This is a genomic window from Leptospirales bacterium (genome assembly GCA_019694655.1).
Classification (GTDB): domain Bacteria; phylum Spirochaetota; class Leptospiria; order Leptospirales; family Leptonemataceae; genus SSF53.
Genome location: JAIBBN010000011.1, coordinates 71,905 through 92,308 on the forward strand (window position 1 = coordinate 71,905; position 20,404 = coordinate 92,308).

The 20,404-nt window shown below is 57.0% G+C and carries 21 protein-coding genes; 15 read left to right on the forward strand and 6 right to left on the reverse strand.

Features of this window, described 5'->3' with window-relative positions:
* Nucleotides 1-54 precede the first annotated feature (54 nt).
* On the forward strand, nucleotides 55-651 hold the full coding sequence (locus tag K1X75_14080) for a hypothetical protein (protein ID MBX7059190.1): 597 nt from the start codon (nucleotides 55-57) through the stop codon (nucleotides 649-651).
* On the opposite strand, the gene K1X75_14085 is transcribed toward K1X75_14080, so the two are convergent.
* Complete coding sequence (locus K1X75_14085; GenBank protein ID MBX7059191.1) at nucleotides 648-992, reverse strand: STAS domain-containing protein; 345 nt, start codon at nucleotides 990-992, stop codon at nucleotides 648-650. The two genes, K1X75_14080 and K1X75_14085, sit on opposite strands and share 4 nt — an antisense overlap.
* Before the next feature lie 48 nt (nucleotides 993-1,040).
* Nucleotides 1,041-3,317, reverse strand: a complete 2,277-nt coding sequence (locus tag K1X75_14090; GenBank protein MBX7059192.1) for an alpha-hydroxy-acid oxidizing protein — start codon at nucleotides 3,315-3,317, stop codon at nucleotides 1,041-1,043.
* Nucleotides 3,318-3,447: 130 nt separating this feature from the next.
* On the opposite strand from K1X75_14090, the gene mnmG reads away from it, so the two are divergent.
* From mnmG to K1X75_14125, 7 genes are all read left to right on the forward strand, one after another.
* On the forward strand, nucleotides 3,448-5,334 hold the full coding sequence (mnmG, locus tag K1X75_14095) for a tRNA uridine-5-carboxymethylaminomethyl(34) synthesis enzyme MnmG (protein ID MBX7059193.1): 1,887 nt from the start codon (nucleotides 3,448-3,450) through the stop codon (nucleotides 5,332-5,334).
* Between the two features lie 59 nt (nucleotides 5,335-5,393).
* Nucleotides 5,394-5,807, forward strand: a complete 414-nt coding sequence (locus K1X75_14100; GenBank protein MBX7059194.1) for a DUF1761 domain-containing protein — start codon at nucleotides 5,394-5,396, stop codon at nucleotides 5,805-5,807.
* Between the two features lie 102 nt (nucleotides 5,808-5,909).
* Nucleotides 5,910-6,923: a phosphate ABC transporter substrate-binding protein PstS gene (gene pstS / locus K1X75_14105; GenBank protein MBX7059195.1), complete on the forward strand. Its 1,014-nt coding sequence runs from the start codon at nucleotides 5,910-5,912 to the stop codon at nucleotides 6,921-6,923.
* 37 nt (nucleotides 6,924-6,960) lie between these two features.
* Nucleotides 6,961-7,896: a phosphate ABC transporter permease subunit PstC gene (gene pstC / locus K1X75_14110; protein ID MBX7059196.1), complete on the forward strand. Its 936-nt coding sequence runs from the start codon at nucleotides 6,961-6,963 to the stop codon at nucleotides 7,894-7,896.
* Nucleotides 7,897-7,899: 3 nt separating this feature from the next.
* Entirely contained in the window at nucleotides 7,900-8,742 is an 843-nt protein-coding gene (gene pstA, locus K1X75_14115) for a phosphate ABC transporter permease PstA (protein MBX7059197.1), read from the forward strand.
* The gene (gene pstB, locus K1X75_14120) at nucleotides 8,739-9,500 is read left to right on the forward strand and encodes a phosphate ABC transporter ATP-binding protein PstB (GenBank protein MBX7059198.1); all 762 of its coding nucleotides are present in this window, start codon (nucleotides 8,739-8,741) and stop codon (nucleotides 9,498-9,500) included. The genes pstA and pstB overlap by 4 nt, the downstream gene beginning before the upstream one ends.
* Before the next feature lie 86 nt (nucleotides 9,501-9,586).
* Complete coding sequence (locus K1X75_14125) at nucleotides 9,587-10,153, forward strand: hypothetical protein (protein MBX7059199.1); 567 nt, start codon at nucleotides 9,587-9,589, stop codon at nucleotides 10,151-10,153.
* Nucleotides 10,154-10,158: 5 nt separating this feature from the next.
* Here K1X75_14125 and K1X75_14130 read toward each other — a convergent pair whose 3' ends face one another.
* The gene (locus K1X75_14130) at nucleotides 10,159-11,121 is read right to left on the reverse strand and encodes a hypothetical protein (GenBank protein MBX7059200.1); all 963 of its coding nucleotides are present in this window, start codon (nucleotides 11,119-11,121) and stop codon (nucleotides 10,159-10,161) included.
* Here K1X75_14130 and K1X75_14135 point away from each other — a divergent pair.
* From K1X75_14135 to K1X75_14145, 3 genes are all read left to right on the forward strand, one after another.
* Complete coding sequence (locus tag K1X75_14135; protein ID MBX7059201.1) at nucleotides 11,120-11,806, forward strand: HAD family hydrolase; 687 nt, start codon at nucleotides 11,120-11,122, stop codon at nucleotides 11,804-11,806. The two genes, K1X75_14130 and K1X75_14135, sit on opposite strands and share 2 nt — an antisense overlap.
* 71 nt (nucleotides 11,807-11,877) lie before the next feature.
* Nucleotides 11,878-13,308, forward strand: coding sequence for an anthranilate synthase component I family protein (locus K1X75_14140; GenBank protein ID MBX7059202.1), 1,431 nt, complete (start codon nucleotides 11,878-11,880; stop codon nucleotides 13,306-13,308).
* Complete coding sequence (locus K1X75_14145) at nucleotides 13,305-13,943, forward strand: aminodeoxychorismate/anthranilate synthase component II (GenBank protein ID MBX7059203.1); 639 nt, start codon at nucleotides 13,305-13,307, stop codon at nucleotides 13,941-13,943. Before K1X75_14140 ends, K1X75_14145 begins: the two co-directional genes overlap by 4 nt.
* On the opposite strand, the gene K1X75_14150 is transcribed toward K1X75_14145, so the two are convergent.
* The gene (locus tag K1X75_14150) at nucleotides 13,931-14,695 is read right to left on the reverse strand and encodes a hypothetical protein (GenBank protein ID MBX7059204.1); all 765 of its coding nucleotides are present in this window, start codon (nucleotides 14,693-14,695) and stop codon (nucleotides 13,931-13,933) included. The genes K1X75_14145 and K1X75_14150 overlap by 13 nt on opposite strands.
* 70 nt (nucleotides 14,696-14,765) lie before the next feature.
* On the opposite strand from K1X75_14150, the gene K1X75_14155 reads away from it, so the two are divergent.
* The 3 genes from K1X75_14155 to K1X75_14165 are packed head-to-tail and all read left to right on the forward strand — an operon-like array spanning nucleotide 14,766 to nucleotide 17,114.
* Nucleotides 14,766-15,497 carry a class I SAM-dependent methyltransferase gene (locus tag K1X75_14155; GenBank protein ID MBX7059205.1) on the forward strand — a complete coding sequence of 244 codons (732 nt, stop codon included), beginning with the start codon at nucleotides 14,766-14,768 and terminating at the stop codon, nucleotides 15,495-15,497.
* A complete protein-coding gene (locus tag K1X75_14160) occupies nucleotides 15,491-16,252 on the forward strand; it encodes a ParA family protein (protein MBX7059206.1) in 762 nt (253 codons plus the stop codon). Before K1X75_14155 ends, K1X75_14160 begins: the two co-directional genes overlap by 7 nt.
* Nucleotides 16,245-17,114 (forward strand): ParB/RepB/Spo0J family partition protein, encoded by an 870-nt coding sequence (locus K1X75_14165; GenBank protein MBX7059207.1) that lies wholly within the window; start codon nucleotides 16,245-16,247, stop codon nucleotides 17,112-17,114. Before K1X75_14160 ends, K1X75_14165 begins: the two co-directional genes overlap by 8 nt.
* Here K1X75_14165 and K1X75_14170 read toward each other — a convergent pair.
* Entirely contained in the window at nucleotides 17,097-17,948 is an 852-nt protein-coding gene (locus K1X75_14170; protein MBX7059208.1) for a hypothetical protein, read from the reverse strand. The two genes, K1X75_14165 and K1X75_14170, sit on opposite strands and share 18 nt — an antisense overlap.
* A 99-nt stretch (nucleotides 17,949-18,047) precedes the next feature.
* Here K1X75_14170 and K1X75_14175 point away from each other — a divergent pair, with 99 nt between their 5' ends.
* Nucleotides 18,048-19,178, forward strand: a complete 1,131-nt coding sequence (locus tag K1X75_14175) for an FAD-dependent oxidoreductase (protein MBX7059209.1) — start codon at nucleotides 18,048-18,050, stop codon at nucleotides 19,176-19,178.
* Here the strand turns inward: K1X75_14175 and moeB are convergent.
* Entirely contained in the window at nucleotides 19,171-20,310 is a 1,140-nt protein-coding gene (gene moeB, locus K1X75_14180) for a molybdopterin-synthase adenylyltransferase MoeB (protein ID MBX7059210.1), read from the reverse strand. The genes K1X75_14175 and moeB overlap by 8 nt on opposite strands.
* Between the last annotated feature and the right edge of the window lie 94 nt (nucleotides 20,311-20,404).

Here is a 20,404-nt window from a genome sequence, read left to right on the forward strand (position 1 = left end):
ATCGTAAGCCTTCTCTTTTTTTCGGCGGCGTCCTTGCCGGCCGAATCACCGTCCATGATTCTCTGCGGTCTGGAGTGGCAAGCGCCGTCCGGCGCCCGAATCATCGCCGACGAGCAAAACCTGAGCTCATTTGAGAAAGATTACCGCCAGGGCGGAACGATTCATCGCTTTCATTGTGCTGTGGCCTGCCAGGACAATCTGCTCCGTACTTCGGGCATCGAATTGGAACTGAAGAACAGCGCTGACTCAAGGGTTCAGCGGACCGAGCGATTAACCATGGATAGCGGGATTGACGGCATCGTTTACTCGCGTATTCGCATCATCGACGGGCGACGCCAGAAGCGGATTCAGGCCTACGCGGCGACCAGGGATTTCGAATATCGTGTCGCCTGTCAGGCAGCGGAACCCGCGGCAGACTTTGACTACCAGCCACTGGCCCTGGATATCATCGACATGATGCAACGAGCTCGCTTCCGTACCCCCGTCCAATCCACAATCACAGAAGCTCGCTTTCGATCAAGGCTCAGGACGGCTATCATCCTCGGCGCTTCAGGCCTCGTAGCGCTGGCTACACTTGGACTGCTGGCGCTCCGGCACAAGCGCCGCGGTCGAGTTGCTGCCGCTTCGAAGGCGCCGGCCGCGGATAATTAGCGAGCAGCCTCAAGGGCCATGGCCACTGTGTCAAAGCAGCGAAGGTATTGATTGGAGCGTGTGAGCCGCAGCAAGTTATTTACCTTCGGCGTAAGACCAGCGACCATGAACACTCCGGTGTACGATTTCACTTCTTGATGAATTCGAATCAGTCCGCCCATTCCGGACGAATCAATGAATTGTGTCTGATTCATGTCTAGAATGATAAAGGGCGGCTTCTTATTGAAGACCGGCTGAAAGGCCTCCAGCAATTCTGTAACATTGAACATATCAATGTGCGGAAGCTGTAAGTGAACAAGCGCGACCCGTCCCTGATCTTCTACTTCAATCACGCTATCCATGGAGACCCGTAGAATAGGCAGCCGCGAATTTTCAGCAAGGTATTTTCATCATTCAGCGTTGTGTCCGAACGACATCGGGACGCCGCCCGCGGGCGCATCACGCCGAACAAGGCCGAAATGGAAGTCTTCCAGGCCGCCGACCCCGCATATTTCCATAGCTTTACGCAGCTCGTCTGCGTAGCTACGGAACAGGTATTTCACTGCGGCGACATCGCCGCCCACTGCAGCAATAGCCGCCGGTCTCCCAACCAGGGCCCCTGCGGCTCCTAACGCCAGCAGCTTGAAAGCGTCGCGGCCCGACCGAACGCCCCCATCAGCAAGTACCGCTATCCTTCCGGCCACGGCCCGAACAATACCGGGCAATACCCTCGCCACGCCTGGCAAATCATCAAGCACGCGGCCGCCGTGATTGCTGACCACAATGGCATCAACCCCTACGTCGACTGCGGCCTCCGCATCTTCCACGCTCATGATCCCCTTCAGGACGAAGGGCAGGCGGGTGCTGTCGCGCAAGGCGCGCAGAGCGTCGATGCCACGGGCGGCGCCTCTCTGCCGTTGCAATTCAAGAGTTCGGAGCGAAATTGCATCAATGTCCATCCCGACAGCGACCAGACCTGCGTCTTCGGCAGCGCGCAGCCGAAGCAACAGAGCTTCCGCCTCAACCCGCGGTTTGAAAATTGCCACGCCGTGTCCGTCGACTGCGCGCAAGGCCTCGAGCACGGTCAGATACTTGTTAGGCGAAGCGCCGTCGCCAACCCAGGCAATTCCACCAAGTTCACGAAGCGATTGCAGCAATATCCTCGCAAAGCTGAACTCGTCTACAGCCCCCTGCAGATTGGTAATAGCCCCGGTCATCGGCGCAGCCATGATCGGAAATTCGAATCGCCGCCCAAACATTTCGAGGCTCGTGTCCGGCGCGACCGCATCACGGATGTATCGCGGTACAATTGAATATTCCGCCAGCGCTGTGCTGTTATCCTGAAACGTTCGCATGCGGCCAACGCCGCCCATACCAGGCACGCCGCTGGCGCAGTTCGCGCCATCGCACTGCTTGCATACCCAGCATACCTGTTCGCCGAAGCGGACTCGCGCCAGCTCTTCGACGCGCTTCCAGTCAACGCTGAAAGTTTCATCTATTAGCAACTCCAGCGATTGCATAGCGACAGCGACGGCGCCTTCCGCTTCGGTCAATGTGTTCCCGACAGCAACAATGTGACCGACCTTGTCGATGTTACTGGTAGCTTCCTGCAACAGATCTCCCGCCTTCTTCGAAAAATGAACAAGTTCAATGCCTGGAACGCTCATCATACGCTCGCGCCCTTCGAGGCGAAGGATTTTTCCTGCCGGCGCCACAATGCTTCGTTCAATGGCAATGCGTTGTCTGCGCGCGAGGAGGGCATCGGGCTCTTCGCCCAGCGCAATCTGAATAGCCGCCCGCAACAAGTCGACGCCGCTGTGCAGCGGATACGTGTGCGAAGACATCAAGCCTCCCGAGAGTCGCGCCGCGATCTCGCCAACTTTCACGCCATCGGGCGTTACTTTGAGGTCGCCCTTGCCCGCTCCGGTGTGAATACCTAGAGCAACCATAGCGGACTTCATGACCTGCTCGGCTTCTTCCAGTACCCGGGCGGACAATGCGCTGGGCATGTTGTGTCCCAACTCAACGAAGTAGGGTTCCCGCTCAATGATGCGGTCAGCGATTCCCGTCATTTGAATACGACCCTGCCACGCGAGCGCGTCCACGGATAGCTCAGGACCGGGCATAAACTCTTCAAGAATCATCTCGCCAGTGGGACTGTGGCGTTTGGCATGCCGAAATGCGGCATAGATTTCATCACGATTGCGCACCTTGATTACGCCCCGAGCGCCCATGTTGTCAGCAGGCTTCAATACCAGCGGAAAGCTCAGTTCGTCCATAGCCTCGCGCGCTTCCTTCAGCGACCAGACCGAGGCGAAATTTGGCTGGGGCACGCCCGCAGCGCGAAGCCGCTTACGCATCAGGGCTTTGTTACTGGCCGCCTCGGCGTCCGCATAGCGAATACCGGGCAACTCCAGCGCGCCGGCAATTGCAGCGACGGCACGACTGGCATCGGTTCCAGCCGTCACTACACCGTGCAGAGGCATCAAGTTACGCAGTCGTCTCGCTTCGCGGACGCAACCGTCAATATCGCGCGTACTCATCTGGACACAATGTTCTGCCAGGCGCATACCCGGCGCATCGCTGGCCATATCGAACACGACGGCCGACAGGCCCATAGCCCGTGCTGTTTCAATGAGCGGAAGCTGCAAGAAGCCGCCGCCGATTATGATCAAATTTCGCTGCATGAGCCCGCCCTGCGCCGCATAGCGCCCCTTCTATTTTCGGACATAAATGCCAGAGCTAAATCACGTCTGGCCGGATCGAGGCCGTCGTTGACGTTGGCTCAACCCCCTGCCAGAGCGTTCCTGTACACCAATGGCAATCGATCGACTCAGAGCTTCCGAGCCTCCCTCAAGCTACGACGTTATCGTCGTAGGAGGCGGCCATGCTGGCGCGGAGGCGGCCCACATTTGCGCCCGTGGGGGCCTGCGCACCTTATTGCTAACCATGAATCTCGATACAATTGGCCAGATGTCCTGCAATCCGGCAATCGGCGGAATTGCCAAGGGACATATGGTCCGCGAAATCGATGCACTGGGCGGACTGATGGCCCGGGTCATTGACCGCACCGGAATCCACTTCAAGATGCTCAATCGATCGCGCGGTCCGGCGGTCTGGGCGCCGCGAGCCCAGGCCGAAAAGCGCGCCTACCAGAATACGGTCAAATGGACTCTGGAGGCGGCCAGCGGCCTATCCTTCTACCAGGATAGTTGTGAGTCCTTAGTGATCGAGAATGACGCTGTACGCGGCGTGACCACCGGCCGCGGGCGATCCTTCCAGGCTGACTCTGTCATTGTGACAACGGGAACCTTTCTCGGCGGATTGATTCACATCGGCGAATTTCAGCAGCGTAGCGGACGCATTGCGGAGGCCGCCTCCTTGAGCCTGTCTGAATGCTTGCGACATTATGGTTTCGCGATGGGCCGCCTGAAGACAGGGACGCCGCCCAGGGTGCTCAAACGAAGCATTGATTTTGCCGGGCTTGAGGAGCAGCTACCCGACGATCCTCCGCAGCCATTTTCTTTTTCCAGCAGGCAAATCGGGCAAGCGCAGATCAGTTGTTGGATTACCTATACCAACCAAGCGGCCCATCAATTGATCCGCGCCAACCTGGACCGTTCGCCCATGTATTCGGGTCAAATTCAGGGCGTCGGTCCCCGCTACTGTCCAAGCATCGAAGACAAGGTGGTTCGTTTTGCCCAACGCGATCGTCATCACATCTTCATTGAGCCGGAAGGCGTTGAAACCGGCGAGGTATACTTGAACGGCGTTTCGACCAGCCTTCCAGAAGAAGTCCAGTGGCAGTTGCTGCGAAGTTGCGCCGGCCTGCAAGATGTGGAAATCATTCGACCAGGATACGCCGTCGAGTACGACTACGTCGATCCGCGCGAACTTGGGGCCGACCTTCAAACGAAGCGAATTCGCGGCCTGTATTTTGCCGGCCAAATCAACGGCACCACCGGTTACGAGGAGGCCGCTGCGCAGGGATTGATAGCAGGCTATAACGTCTTGCGAAAATCGCGCGCAATGGGGCCGTTTGTTTTATCCCGTGGCGAAGCCTATATCGGCGTGCTGATTGACGATCTGGTACACAAGGGAGTCGAGGACCCGTATCGCATGTTCACCAGCCGCGCCGAGCACCGTTTGCTGCTGCGTCAGGATAATGCCGATCAGCGGCTGATGCGGCATGCGGCGGAAATGGATTTAATTGAAAGCGATGACTACGCAGCAATGCAGGAGCGTTACGGGCGTATCGAACTTGTAAAGAAGCGTTTTTTTTCTACCGGACTGAAGGCAACAGATAGCTACTATGCAGCTTTGAGACGGCGAGGCGCACCCATCCCCAAATCGCTGCCTGGCAAAGACGTCGCCTCTTTCCTTCGTCGCCCAGAAATCAAAATAGAAGATTGCGTCGGCATGGTGGAAGGCCTGGAGCAGCTCCAGCAAGCTGAAGCAGCCGCGTTGGAAATTGAAATCAAATACGAAGGCTATGTTCGCCGGGAGCAAGAGAACATTCATCGTCGGGCAAGTCTTGCTGCCATGGTCATTCCAGACGGCTTCGACTACGCCGCTGTCACCGGATTGAAGAAGGAGGCCCGTGAAAAACTGATGCGTGTACGGCCGGCGAATATTGCCGCTGCCGCCGGAATATCGGGCGTCGATCCAAGCGATATTGATCTGATCTATCTTTATCTGCGCTGAGCGATTGAGCGAGCCGCGAAGCAATTGACGTCCGGCCACGCCGGCGCGAATACACGACCGTGCAGCGCATCAATCATTTTGCTGTCTTCCTGCTGACGCTCTTTGCGCAGGCATTCCATTTGGCCTGGTATGCGCTCTGGCGAAGCGCCTGGGGTTCTGGTTTGCTGTGTTCGCAACAAGAAGTTGGCGCACCTGGCCCGGCGCCCTTCGTGTCAGGGATACTGGCATCCCTATCTATTTCGTATTTCCTGGCGTGGCTGAATCTACGCCTCGAAATCCGGACCTATTCTGCCGGCGCCCGGCTTGGGGCCTTCCTCTGGCTGGGTCTGGCGGCGCCAATTCTGGCGGCGCATTATGCCCACATGCAGATTGGCTGGTGGACATTGATCGTCGATCTTGGCCGCGACATGCTTCTATTGCCATTTTCCGCGGCAATTCTGGCAGGTTGGAACGCAGGATCGACCCGGAAATAGTCTTAAACGCCGCCGCAGGGTACAGCGTTGTCATTGCCTTGCAATCGAACTGTAACAGAATCGACGCCAGACTTCCTCTTATCCTGGTAGGTATTGGATTCAATGAGAATTTGGAAATCATTTCTGATCGCATTGGCTGTCCTGGGCGCAGGCGCCTGTGGCCGGTCCAGCAACAACACACTCAATGGCGCCGGCGCCACATTTCCCTTTCCGCTCTACGGCGCATGGGCGCACCGCTACAATGCGGAAAAGGGCATCCAGCTCAATTATCAATCCATTGGTTCCGGCGGCGGCGTGAAGCAGATCACGGGCGGCACGGTTGACTTTGGCGCCTCTGACGATGCACTTCCGGCGGCGGAAATCGAAGCGCAGGGATTGTTGCAATGGCCTCAGGTCATTGGCGGCATCGTCGTTGTTTACAACGTTAGCGGCGTTTCCGGCCAGTTGACGCTTGATGGCGCATCTGCCTGCGGTATATTTCTGGGCGAGATCAAGAATTTTGACGATGCGGCAATTCGCGTGCTCAACCCCGGCCTGAGCCTGCCGTCTGCACCGATCACCGTAGTACATCGCTCTGACGGATCCGGCACCACCGCTGTATTTACGCATTACCTTGCTGACGTGTGCCCGCGCTGGCAGAATCAGGTCGGCCAGGGTAAGGCGGTCAATTGGCCAACAGGTATCGGCGCAAAGGGCAATGAGGGCGTCATGAACTACGTCCGTCAGCAGGCGAATTCCGTTGGTTATGTAGAGTTCGCGTACGCCAAACAAAACAGTGCCAGTTATGCAAATATGCGCAACCGCGCGGGAAAAGTGGTAAGTCCGTCTTTGGAGTCCTTTTCTGCGGCTGCGGCAGCCGGGTCCTACGATCCCGCGGCACATTTCTATACATGGATTACGAATACAGGCGGCGCACAGGCATGGCCGATTACGGCAGCCACGAACATCCTCGTTCGACGCGACAAGCTGGAAGCCAGCAAGCGCGTTGTTGCGTTCTTTGATTGGGCCTTCACCGCCGAAGGCGACGCACAAGCTCGTGAACTGGTGTATGCCCCGCTTCCAGATTCTCTGAAAGAACGAGTTCGCGCCTACTGGCGCCAGCACGGTCTGCAGTAGATTTGAATGACGCGCGATATTACGAGTATTCTCGGCCGTGCGCATCAATCGAGGGATTAAGGATCTGGCCTTCGCCGCTCTTACGGCGGCGGGGGCTTTTTCCATCGTTGTCTTTGTAGTTGGGATTGTCGCCGTACTGGTCGGGAATTCCGCAGAAGCCATCCGCACGTTTGGCCCTGGATTTATCGTAAGCGACGTTTGGGACCCAGCGCACCAGAAATTTGGCGCTGCCGCTTCGCTCTACGGCAGCTTTATCACCGCCACGCTTGCCTTGTTGATGGCCGTTCCAGTTTCCCTGGGCATTGCAATTTTCGTCACTGAGATTGCTCCTGGTTTTCTTCGCGGACCTTTTGGCAGCGCGATCGAATTGCTGGCAGCCATACCCAGTATTATCTACGGAATGTGGGGCCTCTTTACGCTTGCGCCGATCATGAGCCAGATCATAGAACCGGCGCTGCAACAAAGCATTGGTTCGTTTCCAATCGTCGGTGCGCTCTTTTCAGGCGCCACGCGCGGCGTTGATCTATTCACAGCCAGTGTAATTTTGAGCATCATGATTACACCCTTCGTTGCCAGCATAGCGCGCGACGCTTTCCTTTTGACTCCTCCTGAAGTGAAGGAGTCGGCATACGCCGTAGGAGCAACGCAATGGGAAGTCGTACGCGATGTTGTAGTACCCTATAGCAAATTTGGCGTCTTCGGCGGAGTCGTAATCGCCCTGGGCAGAGCTCTAGGTGAAACCATGGCCGTTGCTTTCGTGCTCGGCAACAAACACTGGATTACGCTTTCTTTGTTCGAAGCAGCCTCGACCATTACAGTCACACTGGCCAATGAATTTAACGAGGCAGACTCCGATCTTTACCTTTCTTCGCTCTTTTTTCTGGCACTGCTGCTCTTTGCCTTTAGTTTTTTGACGCTAGCGGCGGCGCGGTTGCTTATTTCTCGGAGCCGCCAACGTCGCGGGGAAAAGTAGCCAATGGTTGGACTTCGTAAGCGCAAGGTAGTAAACGTAGCAGCTTTGACATTGAGTTCACTCGCAGCCCTCCTTGGCGTTTTCTGGCTGATCTTTATTCTGGCTGATGTCCTGCGGCATGGCGTCGCCGCCATTCATTGGGATCTCTTTGCAAATGATCCCGCGCCGGCTGGCATTACGGGCGGAGGTCTGCGCAATGCTTTTGTAGGTCAGCTGTTGATTACGCTGGCCGCAACTGTTATCGGTGTTCCGCTGGGAGTGCTGGGCGGGACCTTTCTGGCAGAATATGGCCGAGGTACACGATTTGCCCGAGCAGTATCCGTGCTCAGTGATCTGATGATTGGCGTACCCTCGATCGTGATAGGCGCTGTTGTCTATGCGGTGCTGGTAAAGCCTCTCGGTCACTTCAGCGGATGGGCCGGGGCCGTAGCGCTGGCAGTCATCATGATCCCGGTCATCCTTCGAACCACGGAAAATATGCTGGCGCTTGTTCCCTGGACTTTGCGCGAAGCGGCCTTTGCCCTGGGTGCGCCATACTATCGTGTGATTGTTCAAGTCGTTTACCGCGGCGCTGCTACCGGAATCTTGACAGGCATTCTTTTGAGTATCTCCCGCGTTGCCGGCGAAACCGCTCCGCTTCTATTCACGTCATTCAACAATAACTTCTACTCTACCGATATGAGCGCGCCGATGGCGTCCTTGACGGTATCGATTTTCCAATATGCGACCGGCCCCTACGAGGACTGGCACCAGCAGGCCTGGGCGGCGTCGCTAATCATTTCGCTGGTCATTCTTCTGATCACGGTGGTCGGAAGATTGTACATCAAGATGCGAGGTCAGAAATGAGTAATCCTGTGTTTTCCGTACGGGACCTTCGCTTTCACTACAGCAGCGGCGGCGAGGCGTTGAAGGGCATCAACCTTCAGGTGGAGCGAAATACAATTACGGCGTTGATGGGGCCTTCAGGATGCGGCAAGACGACATTCCTGCGCTGTTTCAATCGGATGCATGATCTTTATCCCGGCAATCGATACAGCGGCGAGATTCTTTTCCACGGCGAGAATATCCTGGAGAAGACAATTGATCCCATCGGTTTGCGCAGCCGCATCGGCATGGTCTTTCAAAAGCCGACGCCATTTCCGATGAGCATTTTCGACAATATCTCTTATGGACTCCGTTTGCAACATATTCGCAAGCGCGCCGAAGTCGAAGAGCGCGTGGAGACAGCCCTTCGTCATGCGGCACTCTGGGAAGAGGTGAAGGACAAGCTACACGACAGCGCCTATTCGCTCTCCGGGGGACAACAACAACGATTGGTCATAGCCCGGGCCCTGGCGGTAAAGCCAGAGGTGCTGTTGATGGATGAGCCCACTTCGGCTCTGGACCCGATCTCCACCGCCAAAATTGAGGAATTGGCCCTTGAACTCAAGAAGGAGGTCACTATCGTAATCGTAACTCATAACCTGCATCAGGCGGCGCGCGTATCCGATTCTACCGCTTTTTTTGTACTGGGAGAGCTGATCGAATTCGATAAGACTGTTAAGATCTTCACGGCGCCTTCGCAGAAGCTAACCGAAGACTATGTGACCGGCCGCTTCGGTTGAGGACTTGACTTTTCCTGATTTCTGCCTTAGCGAAAGCTATGTCCCTGCAACCACAACTTGACCGATTGAAGACTGAGGTCGTGCGGATGGCGCGCAAATGCGAGGCCATCTTCGACGCCTCCATCGAGTGCCTGCAAACCCGCGACGAGGCGAAGATCGACCAGGTTCGCTCGATGGACCGAGAAATCGATCAAATGGAGCTTGCCGCGGACCGCTTGAGCATGGAAACGCTGGCTTTGCGAGACCCCTACGCTCTGGATTTTCGTTACGTTTTCAGCGTCGTCAAGATCATTCATGAGCTGGAACGTGTGGGCGACCAGGCCAAAACCGTAGCCAAATGGTCGAGACGACTGCCGCAACCGGCTGGCGGGGAGCTGATGTCCCTGGCGGAAAAAACCCGCGAGGCGTTGCGCGAGTCGATCCAGGCCCTGGTCGATCAGGACACGGTCCGCGCCGACCGTGTTATGCAGCTCGAATTCGACATTGATGAATTGGAAGATCGAATCATCGAATCTTCTCCCAGTCTGGCCGAGGCCTTTATTGCTAAAGCAATCGAGCGCATTGGCGACCTGGCCACCAATATTGCTGAAAGCGTCGTCTTTACCGTGAACGCCAGCGATATACGCCACGGACATTTCCAGTCGCGTCCGTAATCAGTCTAATGGCCAACCCGGGCTCGAATCCCGGTCTGGATACGCACCAGCGTGAGGCCTTCGGCGTTCCGCTGACTGGCGCTGGCCAGCAGCCAGCGACCTTGCAACGCGGCGACCTGTTGAATGTGAAGCGCCTTCCCGGCGGGAGCGAGCCGTTGACTCAGGCCATCGGCGTCCAGAACAGCAATCGCATCGCCATCCGCAAAGCGAGTTCGGCCGCTGCGGTCCACGCTGCCAGATGATCCTGATGGCTTTGGGCCAACAAGGCTGATGGCTTCTACAAGTTCCTCCCGTTCGAGACCAGGGCAAAGCGCCCCAAGCCGCAGGGAATACCAACTGCGACCGCAGCGAGCCCCGTAGTAAACGTACTCCTCCTCATCATCCATACCTACGCTGGCGACGCCGCAGCCAGCTTCAACAGACTCCCCTTCATCTGCCTCAGCTTCCAGGCTGTCATGCTGATCAAATCTCCGCCAGCTCTGCCGTCCAGGATCATAGGCAACGATAGCGGAAGAGCCGCGACGCCTGCCGCTATCAGCCACAATCAGACAATCGCTGGAGACGGCCACGTCCGCCGGAATTGCCTCCGGGGAAAGTATCGTTGGCGGAATATCAATCTTGAACTCTTCCATTCCATCGTCGCTGTCGACGGCGCGTAAACGCCAGCCGCTCCTGTCCTCCGTACGTTGCAGAAGCCACAACCGCTGATCTTCGGCGCCCCGCAGTGTCGCCGCCCTTGTTTCCGATCCGGGCCAATTGTTCCAGCGCTCGCCATCCCATCGCATCAGGAGGCTGTCGACGTTTTCGCCCACGAGGGCAAAAATGCGGTCGTCATCGTCGGCAGTGAATTGTCGCATTCCTGCAGGCGCCGGCGCAACCTGCTCAACGACGCCCGGCTTTGTGCAGGCCGCAGCGGTCGATAGCAGAAGCAGCGAAGCCAAAAGGCGCCGGGTCGTAGATATTTTCATGTATATCTCCAGACGAACAGCAAAGCAAACGCGCCGCATGGTTGTCTTTGACCTCGATGGCGCTCTGGTGGATTCGTTGAAAGACCTTTGCTCTTCTGTCAATCGTGCATTGAATGAATTTCAGCGGTCGCCGCTGTCGCCGATCCAGATTCAAGGATACCTTGGCGGCGGTGGCCGGCAGTTGATCGCGGCGGCAGCAACGCATAGCGAACCCGCTGCGGCGGATTTGATTGAGCAAATCTATCGGGTCTACCTGCGTGTTTATCGGCAGCAACTAGCGGTGCATACTCGCGCCTATGCCGGATTGGGATACTGGCTGCATCAGAGGCCCTGCTCGTTGGCAGTTGGCGTCTTGACGAATAAGGCTGGTGAGGCAGCGCGACTGCTCCTGGCTCGCATCCATTTGCTTCGCACTCTTGATTTCGTAATTGGCGCGGGCGACGGCTTTGCTCTAAAGCCGTCGTCACAGGCTCTCGAACACCTGCTCCGCAGGTATCAGCTCAGCCGCGATTGCTGTATGGTAGTCGGCGATCACCATACCGACTTGCGCAGCGCAGCGGCGGTGGGTTGCCGACGGGTTTTCTGCGAGTACGGTTACGGCCAGTCTGATCGAATCGCCGCCCAGGCCAGCGTAGGCACGCCTCAGGAATTGGTCGCGATTCTGCACCGCTTCGGCGCGCCTTGATTTCACCTATCGCGCCTTTTTCTTGTCGATCGTCGCAGATTGCGAAACTTGGAAAAAAGGAGGAGCTGTCCATGGACTTTGCTCGCCCTGCAGCCCGCCGGATTGATCCGGCCCAGGCCGCCCTGCCGCCGCTCGACCTTCCGAAAAAGCCAACCTATTTGCGCCTCGCAGAAAGTGCGGACTTCTATGGCCTCTTTCTCACCATCGAACGCCGTAATGATTGCTGCTTTCTTCTGGAGAGCGCCGGCGAAAATGGCGGGGATGCCCGCTATTCGGTGATGGGCTTTGACCCGCTCTATCACTTTGAAGCCAGGACTGGCGAACTACGCTGGCGGCGCCGCGATGGAGTCGCCGGCCATACGAGAACAGAAAATCCATACCGTACACTCGCTTCGTGGACTCCGCAAAACATTATCGCGCGACTCTATGCCGGCGGGTTGGTCGGATACCTGGGCTATGAAGCCTCAATGTTCTTCGAACCAGCGTTGAAGCTTCAGGAGCATCCCGATTTTCCCCCGCTGGAATTCGGACTCTATCTCGATGGATTGATCCTGGATAAGATGACAGGCGAGCTCTACTATTTTCATTTCGGCGAGGATCGCTCCGGGCAGGTGCGCGAGTGGCTGCGTTGCCAGAACACGGGCCCCGAGAAGCTCAATGCTCGCCGCATTGGCTTTAGCCGCAGTCCTGAACAGCACGCTGCCATGGTCAAAGGCGCCAGGCAGGAGATCATTGCCGGCAATACCTTCCAGTGCCAGATCGGATTTCAAGAGGACTACGAAATCGAAGGAGATGTCATCGCCTTTTACGACGCACTACGCCAGGTCAGCCCGTCGCCTTATCTCTTCTATATGAAATTCGGCGGACGTCGTTTGATCGGCGCCAGTCCGGAGCTGGTTTTCCAATTGAGACAGGGCGAGATGGAGACCTATCCGCTTGCCGGAACAACGCGGCGCGGCGTAACCACTGACGAAGATTTACGCCTCGCCCGCGCCTTGCTCAATGATCCCAAAGAAATCGCCGAACACAACATGCTGGTAGATTTGCACCGCAACGACCTGGGCCGGGTCGCTCGTTTTGGAACGGTTAAGGTACGCCGACTGATGGATGCGCGCAAATTCAGCCACGTACAGCACATCTCCAGCGAGGTCGTGGGCATTATTCGCAAGGATATCGATATGTTCGACGGACTTGCCTCGGTTTTTCCGGCCGGGACGCTGTCCGGAGCGCCTAAGATTGAATCGATGCGGATCATTGATCGCCTGGAGCAATCCCCGCGCGGACCCTACGGCGGGGCGGTGGGCCACTTCGGCTTGAATGGCGACTGCATCTTCGCCATTCCCATTCGAACGCTTTTTGTCTCCGACAACCGCGCCTTTGCGCGAGCCTCTGGCGGGATCGTTTATGATTCCCAGATCGATGCCGAATATCAGGAACTGATGAACAAACTAGCCGCTGTTCGCAAAACTATGCAGCGATTTACCGCGGAGCCGATGTCATGAAAGTCCTGATCATTGATAACTATGATTCGTTCACTTACAATCTCTACCAGTATGCCGGCGAGTTGCTGGAAGATCGACTGCAGACCCGTTTCCAGCTGGATGTCTTCCGAAATGATGCCATTAGCCTGCAGCAAATTGAAGCAGCTGGCTACAATCGGTTGATTCTCTCTCCGGGACCTGGCGAGCCCTCAGATCCCGCTTACTTTGGCATTTGCGCCGACATCCTTCGAGGTCCGGCGCAACAGATTCCACTTTTGGGCGTCTGTTTGGGCATGCAGGGCATGGCCTTTGCCTATGGCGGTCGCGTAGTCCGTGCGCATGTTCCCATGCATGGAAAGACCTCAGCGATCCGGCATGATGGACGGGGAGTCTTTGAAGGCCTCCCGACTCCGTTAACCGTGATGCGCTACCACAGCTTGATTGTTGAACAAGCTACCCTGCCGGAGTGCTTCGAAGTGAGCGCCACGGCGGAGAGCGAAGGAGGCCCCGCTGAACTGATGGGTATTCGCCATCGAAGTTTTCCCATTGAGGGTATTCAGTTTCATCCGGAGTCATTTGCTACCGAAGCCGGCATGCAGATGGTGGCCAATTTCCTGTTTCAAGCTGCGCCAGTTCAATCGCCTCATTCGGCGTAGCTGTATTCCAGTCGGCGTTCCAGACGCCACTCGTCGCCCGTCCGTTTGAAGTAGGCTAAGCTGAGCAAGCGACCGCGCGGATCGTAACTATGATCGCAGCGGCCTGCGCCTGCGGCGCTTTTGCGGAGGCGCCTGCTGATGCGACCGGCGCTATCATACAGCAACTCCAGTTCATAAATCATCTCGCCATCGGCGGTACTTGATCGTATGGAACGCAGACGACCGTTCTCATATTCAAATGAAAATTCGTCGTGCTCTCTCCCCACCCACTCGGCGCCGCCCGTCAGTAGATTATCGCGGTAACGGTATTCAATGCGCGCCTGCAATCGGCCGCTTCCGTCTCTGCGCAGGACTCCGATCAATTTACCGTTGCGGTAGGAGTACTCATTCTGCGCTGCCGTCTGCCCATGTGCGTCGCGGAGCGTTTCCAGCTTCAGCTGTCCCTGTTCGTAGCGGAACTCGGTGTGGCCGCGGAGGGAGCCATCCGGCCCTTCGTATCGTTCACTTTGCAGCTGGCCGCTGGCGTCATAGTTCAGGACCGCAACGCTCTCCCGATTTCCGGCGGCGTCCACGGCTGTAATCCGCACGGCTCCGCGCGCTGCATCGCGAAGCAGCAGTCGATCCAGCGGTTGCCAGCCCGCTTCCTGGGCCGCGACGGCAGGAACATGGATCGTCAGAAGCGCCAGGAACGAGAGGGTGAGTCTGGAGCAGCGCAATACGCGGCGACCGAAACATCGGGAATGAAGGTGCATGCTAGTCCTATTGTCGGAGTTTATTGGAAGAAGTAAATGCCAGAGAGCGCCCCAGGAAAAAAACAGCGGGATGGATTTGATAGGAATGCTTGAGCAACGGGGCCTTGAAGTTTCGTCAGCACTGTCGACCGCACTGGACTGGAAGGCGCTGGCTCTTTACTATCAGTTCCTTGAAGAGAACAACGAACGCGGCGGGTTTTTCTCCCGCAACGATTCTACCCGGATACTTGATCGCCACCTGTTCGAATGCGCCGTCTCGGCATTCCATGCCCTGGACCGCTGCCCGCAATACGGGATAGTTGTTTCACGTGAAACCAGGGTTCTCGATGCCGGGGCCGGCCCTGGGCTGCCGGGTATGGCCTTCGCGGCGCACCGACTGAGGCCTGCTGTCACCCTGGTCGATTCTTCGCGGCGGCGCCTTTCGCTGCTTGAAGACTGGCTGCAGACCACGGACACGTTTTCCAACGTGCGGACCTGCTACGCGCGCGTGGAAGAGCTGAAGGGGACTTTTGACCTGGCGCTGGTAAGAGCCCTTCTCCCCTTTCCCGCTTCGCTGGAATTGCTCTGCCGTGTCGTCCGAATTGGCGGCGCAGCCATCGTGTTTCATGGTCTTGCACCAACGGATCCCCGGCGCCACGCCTACTTGAAAAAGCTGGGTTTTGTTTCCTGTGAAACAATCGTTCTTCCCGAACTGCAATCACTTGGACAGCGAAACCTGGGAATCTACTTGAAGGAAGCCCCCGCAAGCCGAGGCTATCCACGAACCTGGCGGCAAATCAAGGACTCAGTTCGCAAATGGTAAAAGTAATCGCACTGGCCAACCAAAAGGGCGGCGTCGGCAAGACCACCACAGCGGTGAATCTGGCCGCTTATCTGGCGCGGATGGGGAAAACTATCCTGCTCGTTGACGTCGACCCGCAGGGAAATGCCAGTTCCGGATTGGGGCTGGACATTCATGCGCTGCAGCATACCACCTATGAAGTGCTGGTCGGTGAGATTTCCGCTGCCGAGGCCGTCACCGCCAGCGCGATCCCGGGTCTTTCCATTCTTCCGGCCAACGTCAATCTCTCCGGCGTGGAAGTGGACATGCTGGAAATGACTGAGCGCGAATATGTACTCAAGAAGGCGCTCCAGCAAGTTGCGCCGCGCTACGACGCGGTCTTGATCGACTGTCCGCCCAATCTCGGCATCCTCACGCTCAATGCACTCTGCGCGGCCAGTCATGTGATGATCACCCTGCAAACTGAATACTACGCGCTGGAAGGTCTAACCCAATTGATGAAGGTCATCGGACTGGTGCAGAAATCGCTGAATCCGGAATTGCAACTGGACGGAGTCGTACTTACAATGTTCGATCAGCGCACCAGCCTGGCCAATCAGGTTGTCGACGACGTCCGCAACCACTTTGGCGATCGAGTTTATCAGAGTATCATTCCGCGTAACGTTAAGCTCAGCGAAGCCCCCTCCTTTGGGAAATTTATCGGAGAATACGCACCCGAATCAGCGGGCGCCCGCGCCTACGAAGCGCTGGCTCAGGAGGTAGCGTCCCGTGGCTAAGAAGACGCTCGGCAGAGGCCTTTCCAATTTGATTCCCGGCATGGAACAGGCCGGCCAGGCCGTGGTCCGCGACAATGCGAACTACATTGAGTTGCCGCTGGACGAGATCTCGGCAAATCCCAACCAACCGCGAAAGCGCTTCAATGACGAGGATCTCCGCGAGCTGGCGCGCACGCTGCATTCCGTAGGACTGATCGAGCCGGTGGTTGTCCGAAAAATCGGCGACCGATTTCAACTGATCTCTGGCGAGCGTCGCTGGCGCGCTGCCCGATTGGCCGGCTTCAAAAAGATTCCGGCTGTGATCAAACAAGTCAACGATCTCCAGGCGCTGGAGATGGGCATCATTGAAAATATCCAGCGCGAGGAGCTCAATGCCGTGGAAGAAGCGCGAGCCTACGACTTCTGGATGACCCACACCGGACGCAAAGCCAGCGACCTCGCCGAGCTGGTCGGCAAGGACCGGACGACGATTACCAATCTAGTGCGCTTGCTCAAATTGCCCGAAGAGATTCTCGCCCTGCTCGAAACCGGCGCGATCCTTCCAGGTCAAGCGCGTCCATTGCTTGCGATCGGCGATCGCAAGACTCTACTGGGACTTGCTGCCAGAATCTCGCGCGAAGCCTGGACCGCGAGAAAAGTCGAGGAATCAGTAGCACGATTGACGGAAAGCACAGCGCCAGCTGGACGAAAAAACTCAAGCCGCAAGGATGCCAATGTCCGCCAGCTGGAAGACAAACTGCGAGCCCGATTGGGCGCCCGAGTTCGAGTAGCTCACAAGAAGGGCGGGGCCGGCGCCATTACCATCCAATACCAGAATCTTGAAGATCTCGATCGCCTGCTGGAACTACTCCGCGTCCGTTGAGAAATGACCGTCCGTCGCGCGAATATGCAAATGTTCCTTCAGGTGCCGGCTACAGTACTCGTGATCGTCGCAATCCACACAATAGCGAAAGTCCATGCTCGGATCGCTGAGCTCGGTTACGCCGCATACGGTGCAACGATGCACAGCAACACGACCGCGACCTTCCATCGCTCGTCCGTCTTGAAACCTGGCTGACCGACTGCCGCCTCGCCCCTCGTGCCAGAGTCGCGGTCTGCGCCAGACAATCAGCGCCGCCGAAAAAACAAACACTGGCTTCAGCAATGCGAACACGCTTCCCGTTGCAACAGCTTCCAGAGCTGCCAGCGCCACTGTCACCGCCACAATTGTGACGGCAATCCAGCGCAGCCGTACCGGGATTACAAACCAGATCAAGATTTGCGCCTCCGGTTGCCGTAATCCGAAAGCAACAATCAATGTTGCGGCGAAATAGGTAGCGCTCAATGAACCTGGCGTCAGCAATAGCGCTCCCACCAGCAACGAGGCCATCGCGCTAAGAACAAAGGCGGTAAAGCGGGCGCTGCCGAGTTCCAGCTCCAATCCGCTGCCAAAACTCCACAACATCCAGCAGTAGAGCAGGACCATCATCACGTCTCGCAGGTCAAAGCCGCCAGCAGAACTGTCCGCCGCGCCAACCTGGAAAGGGAAGAGCGCCAATCGCCAGTATTCGCCTGCTTCGAACACGCGCTGAAAGCTAATAACGCCCGGATGCCACGGACTGAGCAACAGCCCTCCGGAAACCAGTAGAGTGCCAATCAGCAGGTACATGTTCAGATTATCGATGCTCAGTTTCTGGCCCAGTCGTCTTCCCGGCATTGCCTGCTCCATTGTCCTGAAACCCCATCCTATGGCTTCGGCTCTCTGTGTAGAGCAAAATGCGGTAGCGCCCAAAGGGTCCAGAAACGAAATTCCCTTATGACTCGTGTGCTGATTATCGGCGGCGGTTACGCCGGACTGGCAGCTGCAGCGCGATTGGCGCGCAATTCCAGTGTTGAAGTCCTGCTGGTGGATCGCGAAGAAAGCTTCTGCCACCTGATTCAGCTGCAACGTAGCGTGTATGGACCAGTTTCGCGGCTGCGAGCGCCTTATGCGGAATTGGCCGCCCGTCTTGGCTTTCGCTTCCTGCAGGCCGCAGTACAGGTGGACCGTAGCGAATTGCCCGCGCTGGAAAGCGCCGGCACTCTGCTGATCAATGGACAAACGGAGTCCTTTGACGCCTTGCTACTGTGCACTGGCGCACGACCCACGCCAATGCGCGGAATTGGCATTGATCCCGCCGCAGCAGTCTTTGATCTGAATGATATCCGCCGGCACGGATTGAACGAACACCTGGAATTGCTCCTGCAGCAGACAAAGGCTGCCGACAGACACATCCACATTGTTGGCGGCGGGCCTACCGGAGTTCAGTTTTTGTTCGAACTCAAGGACTGGCTTACGGGTCGTGGCGAAGAAGCTCGCCTTCACCTCAGCTACCAGGAAGATTTGCCGTTAAAATCCTATCCGGCCGGATTTGGCGACTATGTGGTTCATGCCGCCAGCAAGGCAGGCATCGACTTGCATAACAAGACTCGAGTGACCGCCATAGGTCCGCGCGCTATTGAACTCCAGCAAGACGACGCCAGCGTAAAGCTTCCCGCGACTATGACACTTTTGTTCCCCGGCGTAAGCGCCCAGCCATTTCCGTGGCGCACCAATCCTGCCGGTCAGATCATCGCGCCAGGCGGCGATGCTTGCAAACGAATCTATTCTGCCGGCGACGCCTCGCATTATGAAGGACAGGGCGCCAACGCGCTAACGGCTCAGATTGCAGTTCGCAAAGGCCTCCACTGTGCGGACTCCATCCTGCGCGACGCACATGGCAAGCAGCCGCGACCGTTTGGCTTTCAGGAACTTGGTTACTTCGTCAGTCTGGGAATATTCGACGGAATTGGCTGGATCCTCTGGCCGCATCGGCCAATCACCGGACTTGCTGCCTTTGCCATCAAAGAAGTAATCGAATCGCAATTCAGTTTCTTTCTGCGAGGCATTGATCTGTACATCATCTAGTCGCATCTTCGCTGCGCTGCATCCATTGCAGAATTCCGCCTCGGAGACTTCGGACATTGCGGAATCCTGCCTGCTGCAAAATCTTTTGCGCGTCCTTGCTCCTTTGTCCGGATCGACAGAAGACGACGATCGACCTGTCATCGTCCTCCGCTTGCAGGGCGGCCGGCAGAGAATCGAGGCTCGCCCATCGAGCGCCGTTCAAAGTTTCCGAATCAAATTCATGCTTCGAGCGTACATCGACCAATAAGGGCGGCATCTTGCTCCGCAATGACTGCTCCAATTCTACCGTAGAAATTTCATTCAGCAACTTTTCCGAATCCTGCTCAGCGCCATCGTGGCCGCAGAAAGCTGCATAGTCGATCAGCTGAATCTCAGCCGACGAAATATTGCAAACCGGACAGCTCTCGCTCCGCTTTACCGAAATCTCTCGGAAACTCAGCCCCAGTGCATCAAACAACAGCAGTCTGCCTTGCATCGATTGGCCGATTCCGCAGAGATACTTGATCGCCTCCGTCGCTTGCAGCACGCCCATTACACCGGGCAGCACTCCAAGCACGCCAGCTTCAGCACAAGAGAGCGTTAGATCTGGCGGCGGCGGTTCCGCAAACAGACAGCGGTAGCAAGGACCCGGCGCCCCAAAGAAGCTCAACTGACCATGGAAACCCAGGATTGCAGCGTATACATCGGGGACTCCTGCCTTTCGCGCCGCATCGTTGACCAGATAGCGCGTCGGAAAATTATCCGATCCATCGAGTACAATGTCATATCCCGAGATAATCTCGAGAGCGTTCGATGACTGCAGACGTTCAGCGTGAATCCGCACATCGATATGGCTATTGAGCGATTGCAGGTGGTCGCGGGCGGCCAGAGCCTTCGGTTGACCAACCCTCGCTTCCGTATACAGAATCTGGCGATGCAGATTGTGCCACTCGACGGTATCATCTTCAACTATTCCCAGCCGCCCAATGCCGGCAGCCGCCAGATAGATTGCCGCGGGCGAGCCGAGACCTCCGGCGCCCACTACCAGCGCTGAACTGCGTTGCAAACGCCGCTGGGCATCCACGCCCATCTCCGGCAAAATGATCTGGCGATCATAGCGCCAAAGAGACCCTGCGCTAGAATCTGTGGACATTGTGTTCTGCTGCCAGCGATCCCTGCCATCAATACAGGGATCCGGGCCATTCTCATTGAGTCGGCATCAAGCCGAGGAGCACTCGGCTGAATCA